Source organism: Dyadobacter koreensis, assembly GCF_900108855.1.
GTDB lineage: Bacteria > Bacteroidota > Bacteroidia > Cytophagales > Spirosomataceae > Dyadobacter > Dyadobacter koreensis.
In genome coordinates this window covers 240,115-256,744 of record NZ_FNXY01000007.1, presented here as the reverse complement: position 1 = coordinate 256,744, position 16,630 = coordinate 240,115, and the positions used below count along the sequence as shown (strand labels likewise).

Below are 16,630 nucleotides of genomic sequence, written 5' to 3'. Positions count from 1 at the left end.
ATACTATTCTCAAAACAATGATGAGAAACATGAAACGAATTAATTATTTTCTTGCGCTGTCACTGGGTTTATCGGTGCTGACCTCCTGCGATTCTTTTCTGGACGTTGAACCGAAAGCTTCCATTTCCGACGAGCAAACCATATTTGATAAAGCTTCCGCAGAAACAGCTTTGCGTGGAGTTTATAATGCCGTTGCCAATTCCAGTTATTACGGGACCACGTTTCAGTCGATCGGTTATTTGTCGGGAGACAATATCCAGTGGACAGGTTCTCAATCGCAGATACAGGAGTTTATCAATCATAGAGTAAACGCAGAAAATTCTACAATTAGCGGCGCATGGATTGCAATCTATGCCACAATTAATCGTGCCAATCAGGTGATCGCAAAAGTTCCGGCCGTTACAGATCCAACGTTGACAGACGCATTGAAAAACCCGATTGTCGGCGAAGCCTACTTCCTCCGGGCACTTGCTTATTTCGATCTTGCCAGAACCTGGGGAGGAGTTCCGCTGATCACGCAGCCAACTTCGTCACCGTCGGAAAACTCTGGTATTAAACGTAGTACGCAGGCTGAAACCTATGCACAGGTTTTGAAAGATCTTGACGCTGCCGAGCCGCTTTTGGCAGAAACAGTCAACCGGTATCATGCTACACGTAAAACAGTTTGGGCTTTAAAATCACGTTATTATTTATACCAAAAAGACTGGGCGAAAGCAGAGGAATATGCCACCAAAGTGATTTCGGATATTACCAATTATAAACTTTTAACGCCATATAGTGCATTTTTTGCAAATAACGTGCGCGGAACACAGGAGTCTGTTTTTGAAATTTTTTACAACGGAACTTCTGAAATAAATGATCACCGCGGACAGTGGCAGCCTCAGACAAATGGAGGAACCCGCCAATGGGCTCCAAATGATGTATTTGTTGCCTTGGTAAATGATCCTTTGGTAGGAGGAAACAGAAGTGCGCTTGCAGCAAAAGACAATCAGTCGCGGTGGTATGGAAATCTGTATTATCGCTCGCCGGGTTCGGATCCGTCCTATGTAATCCGTATCGCTGAACTTTACCTGATCAGAGCGGAAGCACGTGCGCAGCTGGCAAAACTTACTGACGCTGCTGCGGATGTGAACGCAATTCGCACAAGAGCGGGCCTTGCAGCAACTTCTGCGAGCTCTAAGGACGATCTTCTTCTGGCAGTTGAAAATGAGCGAAGGATAGAATTTGCACTGGAACCGCACCGTTGGTTTGACCTGGTTCGTACGGGCCGTGCTGCCACGGTGTTAGGTATCACAGACCCCAATCGTTATCTGATGCCGATTCCATCTGTGCAGCTTCAGATCGACAAAGCTTTGGAACAAAATCCAGGATATTAAATCTTAAACCCTTAATCTATGGCAACGTCAAATGTGTCAAGTGGTGTGTATATAAATGAAGAGCCAGGCGAGAATTTTCAGTTGCCATGGAGCAACGCTGAAAAGACAGCATTCAGGATTTCCTTTATCTATTTCTTTTTGCTGGCTGTTCCGCTGGATTGGAAATATTATAAAACCGTATTTTCGATCAACTGGCTGGATCTTCATTATGGTGATTTTTTCAAACTGGCGCATTACTCTCCGGAGTTTTTCGCGGAAAATTCTTTCCTGAATTTGTTTATCCTTTTGGTTATTGCAATAATCGGTGGATTGATCTGGGGACTTGTTGGAAAGGAAAAACAGGAATATAATGCACTATATTATTGGATCCGGGTCATTGTCCGTTACCGGCTTGCGCTGGGTTTGATCGCTTACGGTCTGATTAAATTTTTCCCGCTTCAGTCACCGCTGCCTTCTATCAGTAACCTGAACACGCAGTATGGCGATTTCTCTGACTGGAAAATATTTGCATTGAGCCTGGGCGTTGTTCCGGGATATCAGTCTTTTCTTGGATTGATTGAAATTCTGGGCGGACTTCTGCTTTTAAACAGAAAAACGACTGTCATTGGAACATTGATCATCATTCCTTTTACGGGAAATGTTTTTATGTCAAATCTTGCTTATGGGGGCGGAGAGGCTGTTTACAGTTTTTACCTGATTCTGCTTGCGCTGTTTTTGTTTGCCTTTGATGCACCAAGACTTTACAGTTTGCTAACCCTGGAAAAACCGACGATCCCCAACCGTTTCCATCCTACATTTCAATGGAAATGGCAGCAGTATGGCAGACTTGGCCTTAAAGTATTTTTCATTTTCTTCTTTGTAATACATTTTGGTTTTAAAACCAGGAACGGCTATCACAACGATCCATACCAATACCCGAAAGCGCCCGGTCTGGCCAAAGCGGCAGGACTTTATAATGTGGCTGAATTCAAGATCAATAACCAGGTTTTGGCTTATTCGCTAGTGGACCCGGTTCGTTGGAAAGATGTGGTCTTTGAAAAATGGGCTACGCTTAGTATTCGTTCGAACAAACCGGTTATCATTGATTCTACAAATATTGAGGAGATCAATGAAAATGATAAAGACAGGGTTTATGAATTTCTGGGCTCTGCGGGAAGACACTATTACAGCTACAAAATTGACCCAACGGCGCAGGTGCTGAATCTGCAAAACAGAAACAAACATTATCCTGACGACAAATTCCAGCTTCATTACACCAGGCCGGATTCCGCAACGATTATCCTTTCAGGAATAAACAGCGACCGCGACTCTGTTTTTGTCCGTCTTGAAAAAATCAACAAAAAGTATTTGCAGACCGAAATTAAGAAACTCGGAAGAAGAGGAAGTCCGAAACTTTGAAATGAAACTGTTCGAAATTAAAATATAAAACAACATTCATTATGTCAATTTCAACGAGTAACTCGGCAGATGTAATAGAAGAGACCCGCCGCGTCGCTGGCCCTGCAGATGCAACTGCTTTTGGTGGGAATCGATGGCCGGAGTGGCAGAAAATCCTCTTTCGGATAGCATTTGTCTTCTTTGTCAGCATTTCTTTGCCGTGGAATCCGGAGTGGTATAAGGTCGTATTTTCGATAGACTGGACTAATCTGCATTACCGGGACCCGTACGATGTAGCGCGTTTTGGCTCTGGTCTGGAAATTTTCGGCAGGACCCTTTTTGGAAGTAGTTTGAACGGTTACGCGACTTATGTAATTACACTTATTTTCGCGATTGTGGTGGGTGCAATCTGGACGATAGTGGTCAAGGTTCTGAAAAAAGATCCGCAGAATTATATCAAACTGAATTACTGGCTGCGCACCATTGTGCGGTACCGTGCAGGCATTGGTATCATCGGTTTTGGATTTACCAAATTGCTGCCAACACAAATGCCGTATCCGTCACTCGGACTTTTGAACACTGATTTCGGTGATTTTACTTTGCAGAAAATTTACTGGCTGTCCGTGGGGATTGTGCCCTGGTACCAGGTTTTTGCCGGTGTTGTTGAGATTGCCGGCGGCGTCTTATTGTTTTTCAGAAAGACAACTTTCCTGGGAGCCATCCTTCTTTATGGCGCATTAGGCGATATTGTTTATGTCAATTTTGCCTATGACGGAGGCGTGCATGTGTACAGTTCCTACTTTGTGATTTTGTCTGCGTTTCTGATGGTGCAGGATATCCCGCGTTTGTACAATCTTTTTATTCTTGAACGCTTCACCGTCCCTGTCAACTATTATCCAACCTTTACGAAGGCGTGGCAGAAATATGCAAGACTTGGTGTGAAATCGGCCGTAATCGGTATTTTTCTCTTTTTGTTTTTTTTTCTGTCACTGGTTAATTTCCTGTATGATCCGTATAAACAACCTTCAACGGCTGGGATTAAAGAGCTTCGGGGAAATTATAATGTAACTGAATTTCGTATCAATAATAAAGTAATTCCTTACTCGCCTCAGGATACTGTAAGGTGGCAATGGGCGACTTTTGAAAAATGGACCACACTGACTTTCAAAGTCAACAAACCAACACCACTTGATCTTTCCAATGGTGGAGGCTCGCCGATGAGAGATATAAGCAGGACTTTTGAGCTGACCGGAACGGGTGGCGGACAAAGGGTTTTCCATTATTATGGTGACCCGGTTGATCACGTTTTGTACTTGCAGGACAAATTCAAAGCGCCGTCAGGAAGGGAGCTGGGTGCGCGGGATGCAACGGATCTTTCAGGCGGAGCCCCGAAACCAAAAAAGAAGAAACTTAAACCGGAAGACGAGCCGGATCCTAACTGGATCAGTAAAGCTGCCTGGGTCCATATTGGAGATGAGGCCAAAAAAATTGATCCCCGCGCAGCTTCCACACGCCGCGACCGGGAATTTGCCGAAGCACCCAAAAATGAAAAACGCAACAGGATGATTTTGACTTACCAGACAACCGATGGGTCTCATGTCATTTTAAGAGGAATTGACCAGAACAAAGATTCGCTTTATGTTGTGCTTGACCGGGTTAACAGAAATTATGTTTTGCCAAAAAGTACGCTTGACGCAGGAAAATATGACTAAATCCACAGTGCTTATGGCAGCAGTCTGTCTGCTTTTTTCAATATCATTGACCTCATTACAAAGCCTGACTACCGCTAAAAATGGTGGTCAGGCTGATACGCTTCATTACCCCAAATCTTTTGGTTTTGGGAGAACAGCCACGCTTAAAGAAATTGCGCTGCTGGATACGGATGTCCGGCCTGACGGGAAAGGTCTTCCGGCAGGTTCGGGAAAAGTTTCCGAAGGTAAGTTGGTTTATGCGGCAAAATGTTCCGGTTGCCATGGTGCTACCGGTGTGGAAGGGCCGAACGATCAGCTTGTAACGATAAAAAATCCAACAGATCCGAAGGTAAAAGCAAGGAATAAAACAATTGGAAATTACTGGCCATACGGCACGACGGTTTTTGATTATATCAAACGGGCGATGCCATTTAATCAGCCCGGTTCGCTTACGGATCAGGAAGTGTACAATCTTACTGCCTTTTTATTGCATGAAAACGGTTTGATAAAAGCTGACGATATTATTAATGCCAAAACGCTCCCCAAAGTTGTAATGCCTGCACGCGATTTTTTCGTGCCGGATGACCGCAGGGATGGCCCGGAAATTCGTTAGCAAACCTTTAAAAATTGAATCATTGTGATGCCTGATCAAAATGGAAATAAACCGCTGATAACAGAGAAAAAAATAAGTCGCAGAACACTTCTTGGCGGAGCTGCCACGGCGGCTGTGGTTTTGGCGCAAACTGCCTCAGGGAAAAATTTCCAGGCTGCACTGACGAAATCGGAACTGCATTTAATTGAAGAAATAGAGGATCCAACCAAAGTTCCGGGTGTACGGCCTGGAACTTTGGGGACAAGATCACCCTTTGAAAAACCGGTGAAGGCTCCTTCGGATATTTCTTCCAGAACGCCCCTGCAGGATTTGTTTGGTACAATAACGCCCTCTGATCTTCATTTCGAAAGAAACCATAACGGCGTACCAGCCATTGATCCGGCAAAATATGAGCTGGTTATTCATGGTATGGTAAATAGGCCGATGGTCTTTACATTGGCAGATTTAAAGCGTTTTCCTTCGGTTTCCCGGATTGCCTTTCTGGAATGTTCGGGAAATTATCGTGGCTCGGTCGATGGAAAGGTTACTCCGCAGCAAATCTGCGGACTTACCAGCCAGAGCGAATGGACGGGTGTGAAACTTTCTACGTTGTTTCGGGAAGTAGGCGTGAGTCCAAAATCAACCTGGTTTCTGGCAGAAGGCGGTGATGCGGCGGTCATGACAAGAAGTGTTCCGATCGAAAAAGGCTGGGAAGATGCCATTATTTGTTATGCTCAAAACGGTGAGGCAATCCGGCCGGAGCAGGGATATCCAGTGCGTTTATTTTTGCCGGGATGGGAGGGAAATATCAATGTAAAATGGCTCCGTAGAATTGAATTATCAGATCAGCCTTTTCAAACACGTCAGGAAACATCAAAATATACCGAAGCAATCGGTGGTGGAAAAATCCGCCAGTTTAGTTTCACGATCGATGCGAGGTCTATCATTACTTATCCTTCTTATCCTCAGAAAGTAGAAAAAGGCTGGATTGAAATTCGGGGAATTGCCTGGAGTGGAAGAGGAAAGGTGGTTCGGGTGGAAGTCAGTACGGATGCAGGAAAAACCTGGAAACTGGCTGAATTACAGGATCCCGTCATGGATAAAGCACATACTGCTTTCCGTTATCTGTGGAACTGGAACGGGCAGCCAACCGAAATTCTCAGCAGAACGGTGGATGAAACGGGTTACGTTCAACCGTTTTTAAAAGATCTGCTTGCAGCCCGTGGCGGAAATATGGGTTATCACTACAATCCGGTCACGGCCTGGTATATTCAAAATGATGGGCAGGTTTTGTTTAAAGCCACTTAATTGATTCAGCAGGTTTGATGCATTTTTTAATGCACAACAAATAATATATAAATGAAAAATACGGATTATGACGCAGTCGTGGTAGGTTCTGGCCCAAACGGTTTTGCGGCCGCCATTACGCTTCAAAAGGCAGGTCTTTCTGTTTTATTGGTAGAAGGACGGGATACCATAGGCGGTGGCATGCGGACTTCCGAGTTGACACTTCCCGGTTATCACCATGATGTATGTTCTGCCGTACATCCGATGGCTGCCATTTCTCCCTTTTTTACATCAATCCCGCTTAGAGAACACGGGCTTTCGCTGATTGAACCAACCTATGCCGCAGCGCACCCATTTGATGACGGTACGGTGGCCTTGCTGAAAAACTCGCTGGAAGATACCGCGGCCGGGCTGGGTCAGGATCGAGATGCTTATCTTTCTTTGATAAAAAAACCTGTAAAGGATCTGCCAAAACTTTTACCCGATATCCTGGGCCCTTTTCCTATTCCCAGATATCCACTCGCACTGGCATCCTTTGGCATGAAAGCTTTACCTCCGATCAGCTGGACTGCAAATCGTTTCAAAACAAAACAGGCACGAGGACTTTGGGCTGGCGTAGCGGCTCATGCCGTTCAGCCTTTTGATAATCTGGCATCCTCAGCCATCGGGCTTGTGATGACCTCGGCGGCACATATTGGCGGATGGCCAATTGTGGAAGGCGGATCGCAGTCACTTGCCAATGCGCTGGCGTCTTATTTTCTTTCACTGGGAGGGAAAATACAAACTGGTTTTTTTGTAAAATCCATCAACGAACTACCCTCTGCAAAAGCAGTCCTTTTTGATGTCGGACCAAAGCAGCTGATCGAAATTGCGGGTGAAAAACTGGGGACTTCGTATGTCAGCAGACTGAAAAAGTTTAAATACGGTATGGGTGTTTTTAAGATGGACTGGGCCCTTAGCGAACCCATTCCTTTTACTGCCAAAAGTACATCCGGAGCTGGAACGGTTCATCTTGGAAATACTTTTGAAGAGATCGCGTATAGTGAAAAAATCACTTCTGATGGCAAACACGCCGACAAACCATATGTGCTTTTATCACAGCCAAGTCAGTTTGATAAAACCCGTGCGCCCGAAGGAAAACATACAGCCTGGGCTTATTGCCACGTCCCCAACGGCTCTCAGGTTGATATGACCAATATTATTGAAAATCAGATTGAGAGATTTGCACCCGGTTTTAAAGATACAATACTGAAAAGAAGTACGTTGAATGCATTACAGATGCAGGAATATAATCCAAATTATATTGGCGGTGATGTTAACGGCGGACTTCAAAACGTGGCTCAATTGTATAGCCGTCCGGTTTTAAGTTTATCCCCGTACCGGACATCTACCGGGGGAATTTATTTATGTTCGGCTTCGACTCCTCCTGGTGGTGGTGTGCATGGTTTGTGTGGATATCACGCGGCAAACCAGGTATTAAAAGACTTATTTACTTGATAATTGCGAATGACACTTTCAATGATATGACTATTCTTCACTTGGATTACAATTAGCCAGTAGGAGGTATGTCTATACGGATTCGTGGTGCTGCTTCGATCAGCGGAAGTAGTCAGTCGCTTTATGTTGTGGATGGCTTTCCGATTGTGGGCGATATCAGCAACATTAATCCTGATGAGATTGAAACATTCTCAATCCTGAAAGATGCATCAGCAACTGCGTTGTATGGGTCAAGAGCTTCCAATGGGGTAGTGCTGATCACAACAAAAAGAGCTGGAAACGGGCGTTCCACCATCAGCTTTAACGCAAGTTACGGTGTACAGCAGGTGCCTCAGCGTGGCCGGCCGGATATGATGAACGCGCAGGAATTTGCTTAGTATGAGAATGAAGTTTTTCAGGAAAAAATTCGGCTCGGACAGGCAACAAGCATTCCGGTCGAGTACCAAAATCCAGCTCATTATGCCGGAAAAGGGACTGATTGGTATGATCTGCTTTTGAGGGATGCCGCCATACAGAATTACAGTCTGTCGCTTGCCAGCAGTAAAGAAAAGCTCAGCACCACAGCGACGGTAGGTTACATCAGCCAAAACGGCGTTCTTCTGAATTATAATTACAAACGCTATTCGGTTCGGGTATTTTACGCCTGGTAAGTTCTAAATTGCCATAGAAAAGTTACAAATACAGGCAGGAAAACTATAAAGAATGGCCGATTAAATGTGGTTATCATATTTTAATAATTAAATGAGTTTGGAAAGCAGTGAAACTGGCAAACTATAATTTTAACCTGTCATTTAATTTCTTAATAACTCGCGCGACCTGATCAGGCTTTATGAATGATAAAGGACGGTGCAGCAGAAGCATGTCGTCATTATCCATTTAAAATTTTTAATGGCTGCTCTACTGGCCAGCTAATGAATTCTGAAGAATAGTCGTTATGTTTTACCCTATTTATTTCTACGATTGGTCATAAGAAGGACACTATGAAATCAATTGTACTGTATTTCTGTCTATCTTACATTCTTTAAAAGCATTAGCCACCTGCATGATCAAAAATATTGATGCTATTTTCTAATCAGCGTTGCATTAACTCATTCATTTATATACAGTTATAATCTTTTCCCTAAGCTTATCAAATCCTATATGATTGAGGAGAATATTATTCGTATTTTCTTTCCATTTTGGCACAAATTTTTCATGTTGAATAGAACTTATTGTAGAATAAATGTAATATTTGAATTTTATTTTTAAACAAAATGTTAACTCCTGATTGCCAGTTTAATTACTTTGGATACCAATGCATGAAAATATTTTGACGGCTAATCAACCAATGATCGAAATTAAAGAAGAGAGGGACCTTATGGAGCGCTGCGCAGGAGGCGACAGAGAGGCTTTTGCAAGTTTATATACTGGCCATCTTTCTTCATTAATCCGGTATATTTTTCTTTTTACAAGATCAAGGGAGCTTAGCGAGGAAATTGTTCAGGATGTTTTTGTGAAGATCTGGGAGAAAAAAGAAGGCCTTTTGTATGTTCAATCTTTTCAGCCCTATATTTTTAAAACGGCAAAAAATCTCCTGTTGGATCATCTGCGCAGGGAACAGACGGAAAACAGATATCGAAATCTGACCGGGCCGTTTTCAGAAGAAAGCACAGATCAGACGGATTCAGAAATTATATACGGTCAATATTTTCAACTTGCACAAGATGCTATAAATCAGCTTCCTGAAAAAAGGAAACAGATTTTTGAGCTTAAAACAAAAGAAGAATTATCGCTGGACGAGATTGCCGAGAAGCTTTCAATCTCTAAGTCGGTTGTCAAAAAACAGCTTTATGCGGCAACAAATTTTGTGAAAGATTATCTCCGTAAACATGGGGAAATGACAACAGATATGGTAATTATCATGTATTTCCTGTCTGGTATTCAATAAGTTCAAAAAAAAGTGAAAATAATTTCAATAGTGAGGGGTTCTTTTAGCAAGCCAATCCGTCTTCTCACTATATGGAAGAAAATTACTACCCCTTTCTGGAAAAGTATGCGGAAAACCGCCATACAGAAGAAGAACATCAGGCGTTTATGCGTTGGTTTAATTCTATTTCCCCTGTTGAAGCACGGAATGTGATGGACCGCTATCAGCATATTTTAAAGAATAGTGCTGAGCCTGCAAACTCGGATATTTATTCTGATTTAATCGGAAAAATTGAAGACCGTATCGATCGAATGGAACAAGAACAGGTTTTAGATTATGAAGATGAGCATGAAACTGATGTTGTAAGTCTTTGGTGGTATTTCCGTCGGTTCGCTGTCGCCGCGGTATTGGTGCTGATCGGAATCGGAAGTTATTATATCCTGATGCAAAAATCAAAACCTGCTAAAAATATCGCCGCTCAGGCACTTGAAAGCGATGCTGCTCCGGGCGGAAATAAAGCTATGCTGACGCTTGCGGATGGATCTGTTATCAATTTGAATGAAGCCGGTGACGGACAAATCGCAAGCCAGTCTGGTATTAACATCAATAAAGTGACAGATGGTCAGTTGGTTTACGGAAAACAATTGGAAGATCGTGACGGCATTCCTAATAAAACCGGAATCTACAACCAGATCACCACACCTAAAGCAGGTCAATATCAGATCAGGCTTTCGGACGGTACAAACGTATGGCTGAATTCTCTTTCGTCAATCCGGTTTCCTGCGGTTTTCAGTGCAGATGAAAGAAAAGTTGAAATTACCGGTGAGGTGTATTTTGAAGTGGCAAAAGTCAGTCTGAATAAAAAGCGTGTTCCCTTCATGGTCGTTTCAAATAACCAGATCATCGAAGTGATCGGAACACATTTTAATGTCAATTCTTACCGTGATGAGTCTGTTGTGAAAACAACCCTGCTGGAAGGAAGCGTGAAGGTTTCTACGATTGCAGAGGGAAAAATTTCTTTGGAAACGGTGAAATTGAAACCAGGCGAACAATCTATCGTCAAACCGAAACAAGCTGCAATTGCTGTCGAAAAAGTGGATACAGAAAGCGCAGTGGCCTGGCAGAAAGGTTACTTCAAATTTAAGGATACCAGTATTCAGGAAGTGATGCGCCAGCTTTCACGGTGGTATGATCTGGATGTTGTATACAGCGGTCCACTTCCGCAGGATCAGTTTACGGGATATGTGTCCAAAAAAGTAGCTATTTCAAGTATACTGGATATTCTGGAAGAAGGTGGCGGAGTGAAATTTAAAGTAAAAGACAAACAGGTGGAGGTGAGTGCTGTGGAATAACTGATAGGTAACAACTACAATTCAAAAATTTAAACCCAACATAGAAATGGACGACAGCTGACGGAAGTTTGCAGGATGACCAAAAAAAACACTTCGGAGTGGAGTCCGAAGTGGAATCAGCCACACTTGATTCCCTGGCAGGAAAAAAGTACAGCGGAAAAGATTCAGGTTAAAATCCAGCCCAGTATTTATTGCGAAACACGAAACATGTACAGTTAACCTCAACAATGTAAAAGTATGAAATATGCTTTACTTTATCAATGCGGCTTTGCCCGCATAATTCCAGGTCGCGTCTGCTCAAAAAAGAGATTGCTCCCTGGCAGCTCAAAACTAAAAATAGGACGAATTATGAAGCTCACCGCTTTGCTTTTTCTGGTAGCATTTATGCAGGTCAGTGCGGGCGTATATTCACAGACCGTTAGACTTAACGAAAATAATAGCGGCCTGGAAAAAGTATTCAATGAAATAAGAAAGCAAACAGGATATAATTTTTTGTATAACAACCGCTTGTTGAAAAATACATTACCCGTAAATATCCGGGTTAATGGAGAAGAACTGAAATCCGTTCTGGACCGGGTATTTGAAAACCAGCCTCTCAGTTATTCTATTATTGATAAAACGATAGTTGTTAAAAAGAGAAAAGCAACCACAGCGAATAATGTTCCTGTCAATGCCCAAAGCAGTTTGCCTGCATCAACACTGACAAAAAGTGACATTGGTCCGACCAGTTTGTTATCAAATAAGGTTTCCGGATATTTATTAACGGCCGTTGATGTTTCCGGTAAAGTGACCGACGAAAAAGGCGAGCCTCTTCCGGGGGTAAGTATCGTGATCAAAGGTTTGCCACAGGGAACAACGACATCTGCCGATGGCAGGTTTTCGCTTTCAGTACCGGGTACGAGCTCGGTTTTGATATTTTCATTCGTTGGATATCTGCCGAAAGAAGTGCCGGTTGGCAATAAAAGCGTTTTAGATGTTACGCTTCTGGTTGATACAAAAGCACTGGAAGAAGTGGTTGTTGTTGGTTACGGCCAGATGAAAAGAGCCGATCTTACCACGGCACAGACGTCGGTTTCAGCAAAAGATATCGGGCGAACTGTTAATACAACAATTGAACAAGCCATTCAGGGGAGAGCAGCAGGGGTGTATGTAACGCAAAATTCAGGTCAGCCTGGCGGTGGAATTTCTGTGAATATCCGTGGTGTAAATTCCATTAGTGGCAGTAATGAGCCGCTTTATGTCGTGGATGGAGTTCAGATTCCCGGCCAGTCTGTGGCTTACGGTTCACAAAGTTCTTCAAATCCACTGGCTGGATTAAACCCCGCTGATATTGAATCCATTGAAGTATTGCAAGGTCCCTCTGCCACAGCGATTTACGGTTCCCGGGCAACCAACGGGGTATTGATCGTCACAACGAAACGTGGAAAATCTGGGGATACAAAAATTTCTTATGGCTATCAGTATAGTTTGCAAACGGCTCCAGAGCCGCTTGGCGTTATGAATTTGCAGCAGTATGCGCAGATGGTGGGTGAATATCACCAGCTTGCCGGTGGCAATACACCCACAGAATTTCTGGATCCGTCCTTGCTTGGAACAGGCACAGATTGGCAAAAGGAGCTTTTCAAAAGTGCTCCTATGAATAAACATCAGCTGAGTTTGAGCGGCGGAAATGATAAAACGACTTATTATTTGTCAGGAGAATATCTGAAACAGGATGGCGTTGCACTGGGATCAGGTTTCAACCGTTACGGTTTCCGTCTTAATCTTGACAATAAACCAAGAAAATGGGCGTCTCTGGGGGCCAATTTGAGCTTCAACCAAACCAATGATAACCTGACAACGAGCCAGGAAAATGTGATTGCCAGTGCTTTGCAGCTGACACCTCAGGTGCCTGTTAAAAATTTGGATGGTTCCTGGGGTGGAGGTGATCTGAACAATGGTGCAAATCAGTTCGCGCCTGTTAACCCGATTGCCATTGCAAACCTGACCACAAATAAATTGTTGAGAAGACAATTTTTAGGCGGCTTGAATCTTGGGATTGAAATTGTAAAAGGACTTAATTTCAGGTCCTCATTTAATACCAATATTGGTTATTCAAATTCAACTTATTATATCCCAACTTATTCAATAGGCTGGGCGAAAAATGTTGCGGCTTCACTTACCAACGGAACGGGCGTTAATACATACTGGAACTGGAACCAACTTTTGGAATATGTAAAGTCTTTTGGAAAACATAATATCAACGTTATGGTAAGTCATGAAGCCCAGGAATCTGGCTGGAAAAATGTTGGTGCTACTAGGACCGGATTTCTTACCAACGACATTTTTGACCTTGCAGCCGGTGACGCGCTTACTTCAAGTAATTCTGGTGGTTCAGGCAACTGGGCGATGGAATCATATCTTGGAAGGTTGAATTACAACTATGGTGATAAATATATCGTGATGGGAACGGTCCGCCGTGATGGTTCCGCCAATTTTGGAAAGGATAATAAATGGGGCTTTTTCCCATCTGTTTCTGCGGCATGGAGAGTTTCGCAGGAAGCATTTTTCCACGTTCCGGCCATTAGTGAGTTGAAATTGAGATTTGAGACCGGGATTACAGGTAACCAGGGCGGAAGTGGTGGCATTTATTCTCCGATGGGAACGGGTGCAACACCAACTTCAACGGGATTTCTGCCAACAAAATACAGCAATCCAGGACTTCAATGGGAGGAGACCAAAACGAATAACTTTGGTATCAATGTAGGTTTGCTCGATAACCGGATACAGTTTGAATTGGATTATTATATCAAAAATACCGACAATTTGTTGATGGAAAAACCGCTTCCCTGGTATATGGGAACTAACGGGACCGGAGCTGTTGGGTCGCCAACGGTTAATATTGGTGCGCTGCAAAACAAAGGCTTTGGCTTCACAATCAATACGACCAATATTAACAGAGGCGGTTTTAAATGGGAAACCAGCTTCAACGTTTCAAGTTTCAAAACTAAAATCAAATCTTTCTATTCTGAAAGTGCTTTTGTGGACCGTACTTCCTGGTGGATGCAGGATTGGACGCAGCGTTCGGAAGTGGGCAAAGCTCCGTGGCTTTTCAGGGGCTATCAGGAAGAAGGCCTGTTCCAGTCGGTTGCTGAAATTGATGCGAGTGCAGTGCCTGTTGATAACAACGGAAATCGCCTGCCTACAAATGTAGACAATATTTGGGTGGGTGATGTCAAATTCAAAGACCTGAACGGCGATGGAAAAATTGATGAAAATGACCTTACTTCCATTGGTAATCCCTGGCCGAAAATGTTCGCGGGTTTGACAAACACATTTTCTTACAAGGGCTTTGATCTGAGTTTGTTATTTACGAGTACCTATGGAAATGACATTTACAATTATCTCGGCAAGCTGAACACCAATGCAAGCAATATTAATCTGAGCCGGAATCTTCTGGTTCACGCGATGGACTATGCAAAACCGATTACCAATGAATCAGGTGAAGTGGTACTTGCGAATCCGGGAACCGATGTGGCCAGGATTTCCAACGGCCCGAATGGAAACTTCACCCGCCATACGGATAAATGGGTGGAAGATGGCTCGTTCATTCGTTTGAAAAACGTGTCGCTTACCTATAACGTGCCTGCGGCATTTATGTCAAAACAGAAAATTGTAAGGGGAGCCAGAGTGAGTTTTGGTGCACAAAATGTTTTGACTTTCACCAAATATACCGGCTTTGATCCGGAAGTTGGAGCTTATGTATCCAGGGATGCAAGTCCTGGTAATCAGGCGATTGGTCTGGACTACGGCCGCTATCCGCTGACTCCGGTTTATACTTTTAGTTTGGGCTTAGACTTCTAATTTTTTGAAAAACATGAAAGATATTAAACATATATATTATTTGATTACCGCTTTGATACCGGTTTTCATTTTATCGGCCTGCTCTGAGGATTTTCTGGAAAGACCTCCACTGGATTCTATTGTAGACGCAAGTTTTTATCAGACCGATGATCAGGTACTTGCCGCTACTGCACTTCTGTACAGTAAAGTCTGGTTTGACTACAATGACAAAGCATCTTATAACCTTGGGGATTTTCGGGCTGGAACTGCATTTTCTGCGTACAACGACCGGGGAAATGTACTTTTCAATACAACAGGAAACACACCTGAAAATGGTTCTGCGTGGAGATCTTTCTTTATTGTAGTAGGACAATCCAATCTGGCAATCAATAATATCAACCAGTTTGCCGGAGCAGCCGTTTCGCCAACCGTAAAAAAAATGGCTATCGCAGAAGCCCGCTTTATCCGTGCGCTGGCCTACCGCTTTTTAGTCATGAACTGGGGAGCCGTACCGGTCATTGAAGACAACCTGAAACTTTTGTCTGATACTACAGTCACCAGAAATACGCCTGAAAGTGTCTGGAAATTCATAACCAGTGAAATGCGGAGTGCTGCCAACGATCTGCCTGAAACGCCTATCCGTCCCGGACGCGTAACAAAATGGTCAGCTGAAGGTATGCTTGCTCGTTTTTACCTGAACCGCTCTGGTGTGGAATCAAACGGATCCGGACAAAGAAGTCAGATGTTTTTGGACAGTGCAAAATATTTTGCGGAAAGGGTAATCACAAAAAGTGGTGCTTCTCTAATGAAGAATTACTCGGATCTTTTTCTTTTTCCTTATGATAACAACCCGGAGTCGCTTTTTTCGCTGCAATGGGTATATTCTCCCGGCGCATATGGAACACAAAATACATCTCCTGCTTACCTGGCTTACAGTTCTGACATTGCCAACGGAGACGGTTGGGGAGGTGATAAAAGTGCAACCTGGTGGATGATAAGCCAATATGATGGGATCAAAACCACAGCCACCGGCATGCAGGGGAGAACGCTTGATCAAAGATTGAAAGCGACTTTCATGCTTCCCGGAGCTTCTTATCCTGAGATTACCCAGACTATCCCGGGAGGGGAACAAAAGCTGATTTTTCCTTTCACAGGTACGGATAACAATTTTGTTTCGATCAAAAAATATATAACCGGAAAAGCGAAGGATGTTGGTGGATTGGCTGCGTCTCAAAATTATGGGAATGATACCTATATGATGCGTCTTGCAGAAATGTATCTTATATATGTTGAGGCGGTCTTGGGGAATAATGCTTCTACTGCCGATGCAACCGCGCTTTCCTATTTCAACAAGGTGCATACACGTGCCGGCCTACCTGCTGTTGAAGATCCTTTAACTTTTGATGCGATTTTCAAAGAAAGAACTGTCGAATTTGCAATGGAAGGTATGGCATGGTACGATCTGGTCAGTTTGCATTATTACAACCCGGCCAAAGCTTATGCAATTTTAAATTCGCAGGACCGTGGTCTGTTTTTTACAGCACCGGATCAGTTTCCGAATCCGACATCTTGGACATTTACCAAAACAGCCTGGGCGACCAACGAGCGGACGATTATTGCGAACAGTGGAAACTTCCTGTTGCCGATTCCTTCGGCGGAGTTGAGCCAGGCGCCCAATCTTCAGAAACCCGCGGTTGATTATTACAAAAAATAATTTCTGTTTTTGTATC

11 protein-coding genes are annotated in these 16,630 nt (G+C 43.5%); all 11 read left to right on the top strand.

The window, feature by feature from the left end:
* Positions 1-29: 29 nt before the first annotated feature.
* The 11 genes from BMY70_RS22490 (at position 30) to BMY70_RS22440 (ending at position 16,614) form a co-directional block, all read left to right on the top strand.
* A complete protein-coding gene (locus BMY70_RS22490; protein WP_090338541.1) occupies positions 30-1,376 on the top strand; it encodes a RagB/SusD family nutrient uptake outer membrane protein in 1,347 nt (448 codons plus the stop codon).
* An 18-nt stretch (positions 1,377-1,394) separates the two neighbouring features.
* On the top strand, positions 1,395-2,774 hold the full coding sequence (locus BMY70_RS22485; RefSeq protein WP_229209733.1) for a DoxX family protein: 1,380 nt from the start codon (positions 1,395-1,397) through the stop codon (positions 2,772-2,774).
* A gap of 41 nt (positions 2,775-2,815) precedes the next feature.
* Positions 2,816-4,465 carry a hypothetical protein gene (locus BMY70_RS22480; protein WP_229209732.1) on the top strand — a complete coding sequence of 550 codons (1,650 nt, stop codon included), beginning with the start codon at positions 2,816-2,818 and terminating at the stop codon, positions 4,463-4,465.
* Positions 4,466-4,478: 13 nt separating this feature from the next.
* The gene (locus BMY70_RS22475; RefSeq protein WP_229209731.1) at positions 4,479-5,057 is read left to right on the top strand and encodes a c-type cytochrome; all 579 of its coding nucleotides are present in this window, start codon (positions 4,479-4,481) and stop codon (positions 5,055-5,057) included.
* A gap of 27 nt (positions 5,058-5,084) precedes the next feature.
* Positions 5,085-6,344: a sulfite dehydrogenase gene (gene soxC, locus BMY70_RS22470; protein ID WP_090338539.1), complete on the top strand. Its 1,260-nt coding sequence runs from the start codon at positions 5,085-5,087 to the stop codon at positions 6,342-6,344.
* Positions 6,345-6,395: 51 nt separating this feature from the next.
* A complete protein-coding gene (locus BMY70_RS22465) occupies positions 6,396-7,820 on the top strand; it encodes a phytoene desaturase family protein (protein WP_090338538.1) in 1,425 nt (474 codons plus the stop codon).
* A gap of 68 nt (positions 7,821-7,888) precedes the next feature.
* A complete protein-coding gene (locus BMY70_RS22460; RefSeq protein WP_090338537.1) occupies positions 7,889-8,197 on the top strand; it encodes a TonB-dependent receptor plug domain-containing protein in 309 nt (102 codons plus the stop codon).
* Between the two features lie 950 nt (positions 8,198-9,147).
* Positions 9,148-9,747: an RNA polymerase sigma factor gene (locus BMY70_RS22455; protein WP_177197114.1), complete on the top strand. Its 600-nt coding sequence runs from the start codon at positions 9,148-9,150 to the stop codon at positions 9,745-9,747.
* A 71-nt stretch (positions 9,748-9,818) separates the two neighbouring features.
* A complete protein-coding gene (locus BMY70_RS22450; protein WP_090338535.1) occupies positions 9,819-11,078 on the top strand; it encodes a FecR family protein in 1,260 nt (419 codons plus the stop codon).
* Between the two features lie 348 nt (positions 11,079-11,426).
* A complete protein-coding gene (locus BMY70_RS22445) occupies positions 11,427-14,921 on the top strand; it encodes a TonB-dependent receptor (protein WP_177197113.1) in 3,495 nt (1,164 codons plus the stop codon).
* A 13-nt stretch (positions 14,922-14,934) separates the two neighbouring features.
* Positions 14,935-16,614, top strand: coding sequence for a RagB/SusD family nutrient uptake outer membrane protein (locus BMY70_RS22440; protein WP_090338534.1), 1,680 nt, complete (start codon positions 14,935-14,937; stop codon positions 16,612-16,614).
* Positions 16,615-16,630: the final 16 nt, after the last annotated feature.

Excerpts from the sequence above, each read along its gene's own strand:
- BMY70_RS22480 (WP_229209732.1), top strand. The coding sequence starts at position 2,816 with ATGTCAATTTCAACGAGTAACTCGGCAGATGTAATAGAAGAGACCCGC.
- BMY70_RS22465 (WP_090338538.1), top strand. The coding sequence starts at position 6,396 with ATGAAAAATACGGATTATGACGCAGTCGTGGTAGGTTCTGGCCCAAAC.
- BMY70_RS22460 (WP_090338537.1), top strand. The coding sequence starts at position 7,889 with ATGTCTATACGGATTCGTGGTGCTGCTTCGATCAGCGGAAGTAGTCAG.
- BMY70_RS22450 (WP_090338535.1), top strand. The coding sequence starts at position 9,819 with ATGGAAGAAAATTACTACCCCTTTCTGGAAAAGTATGCGGAAAACCGC.
- BMY70_RS22490 (WP_090338541.1), top strand. The coding sequence starts at position 30 with ATGAAACGAATTAATTATTTTCTTGCGCTGTCACTGGGTTTATCGGTG.
- soxC (WP_090338539.1), top strand. The coding sequence starts at position 5,085 with ATGCCTGATCAAAATGGAAATAAACCGCTGATAACAGAGAAAAAAATA.
- BMY70_RS22440 (WP_090338534.1), top strand. The coding sequence starts at position 14,935 with ATGAAAGATATTAAACATATATATTATTTGATTACCGCTTTGATACCG.
- BMY70_RS22475 (WP_229209731.1), top strand. The coding sequence starts at position 4,479 with ATGGCAGCAGTCTGTCTGCTTTTTTCAATATCATTGACCTCATTACAA.
- BMY70_RS22455 (WP_177197114.1), top strand. The coding sequence starts at position 9,148 with ATGATCGAAATTAAAGAAGAGAGGGACCTTATGGAGCGCTGCGCAGGA.
- BMY70_RS22485 (WP_229209733.1), top strand. The coding sequence starts at position 1,395 with ATGGCAACGTCAAATGTGTCAAGTGGTGTGTATATAAATGAAGAGCCA.
- BMY70_RS22445 (WP_177197113.1), top strand. The coding sequence starts at position 11,427 with ATGAAGCTCACCGCTTTGCTTTTTCTGGTAGCATTTATGCAGGTCAGT.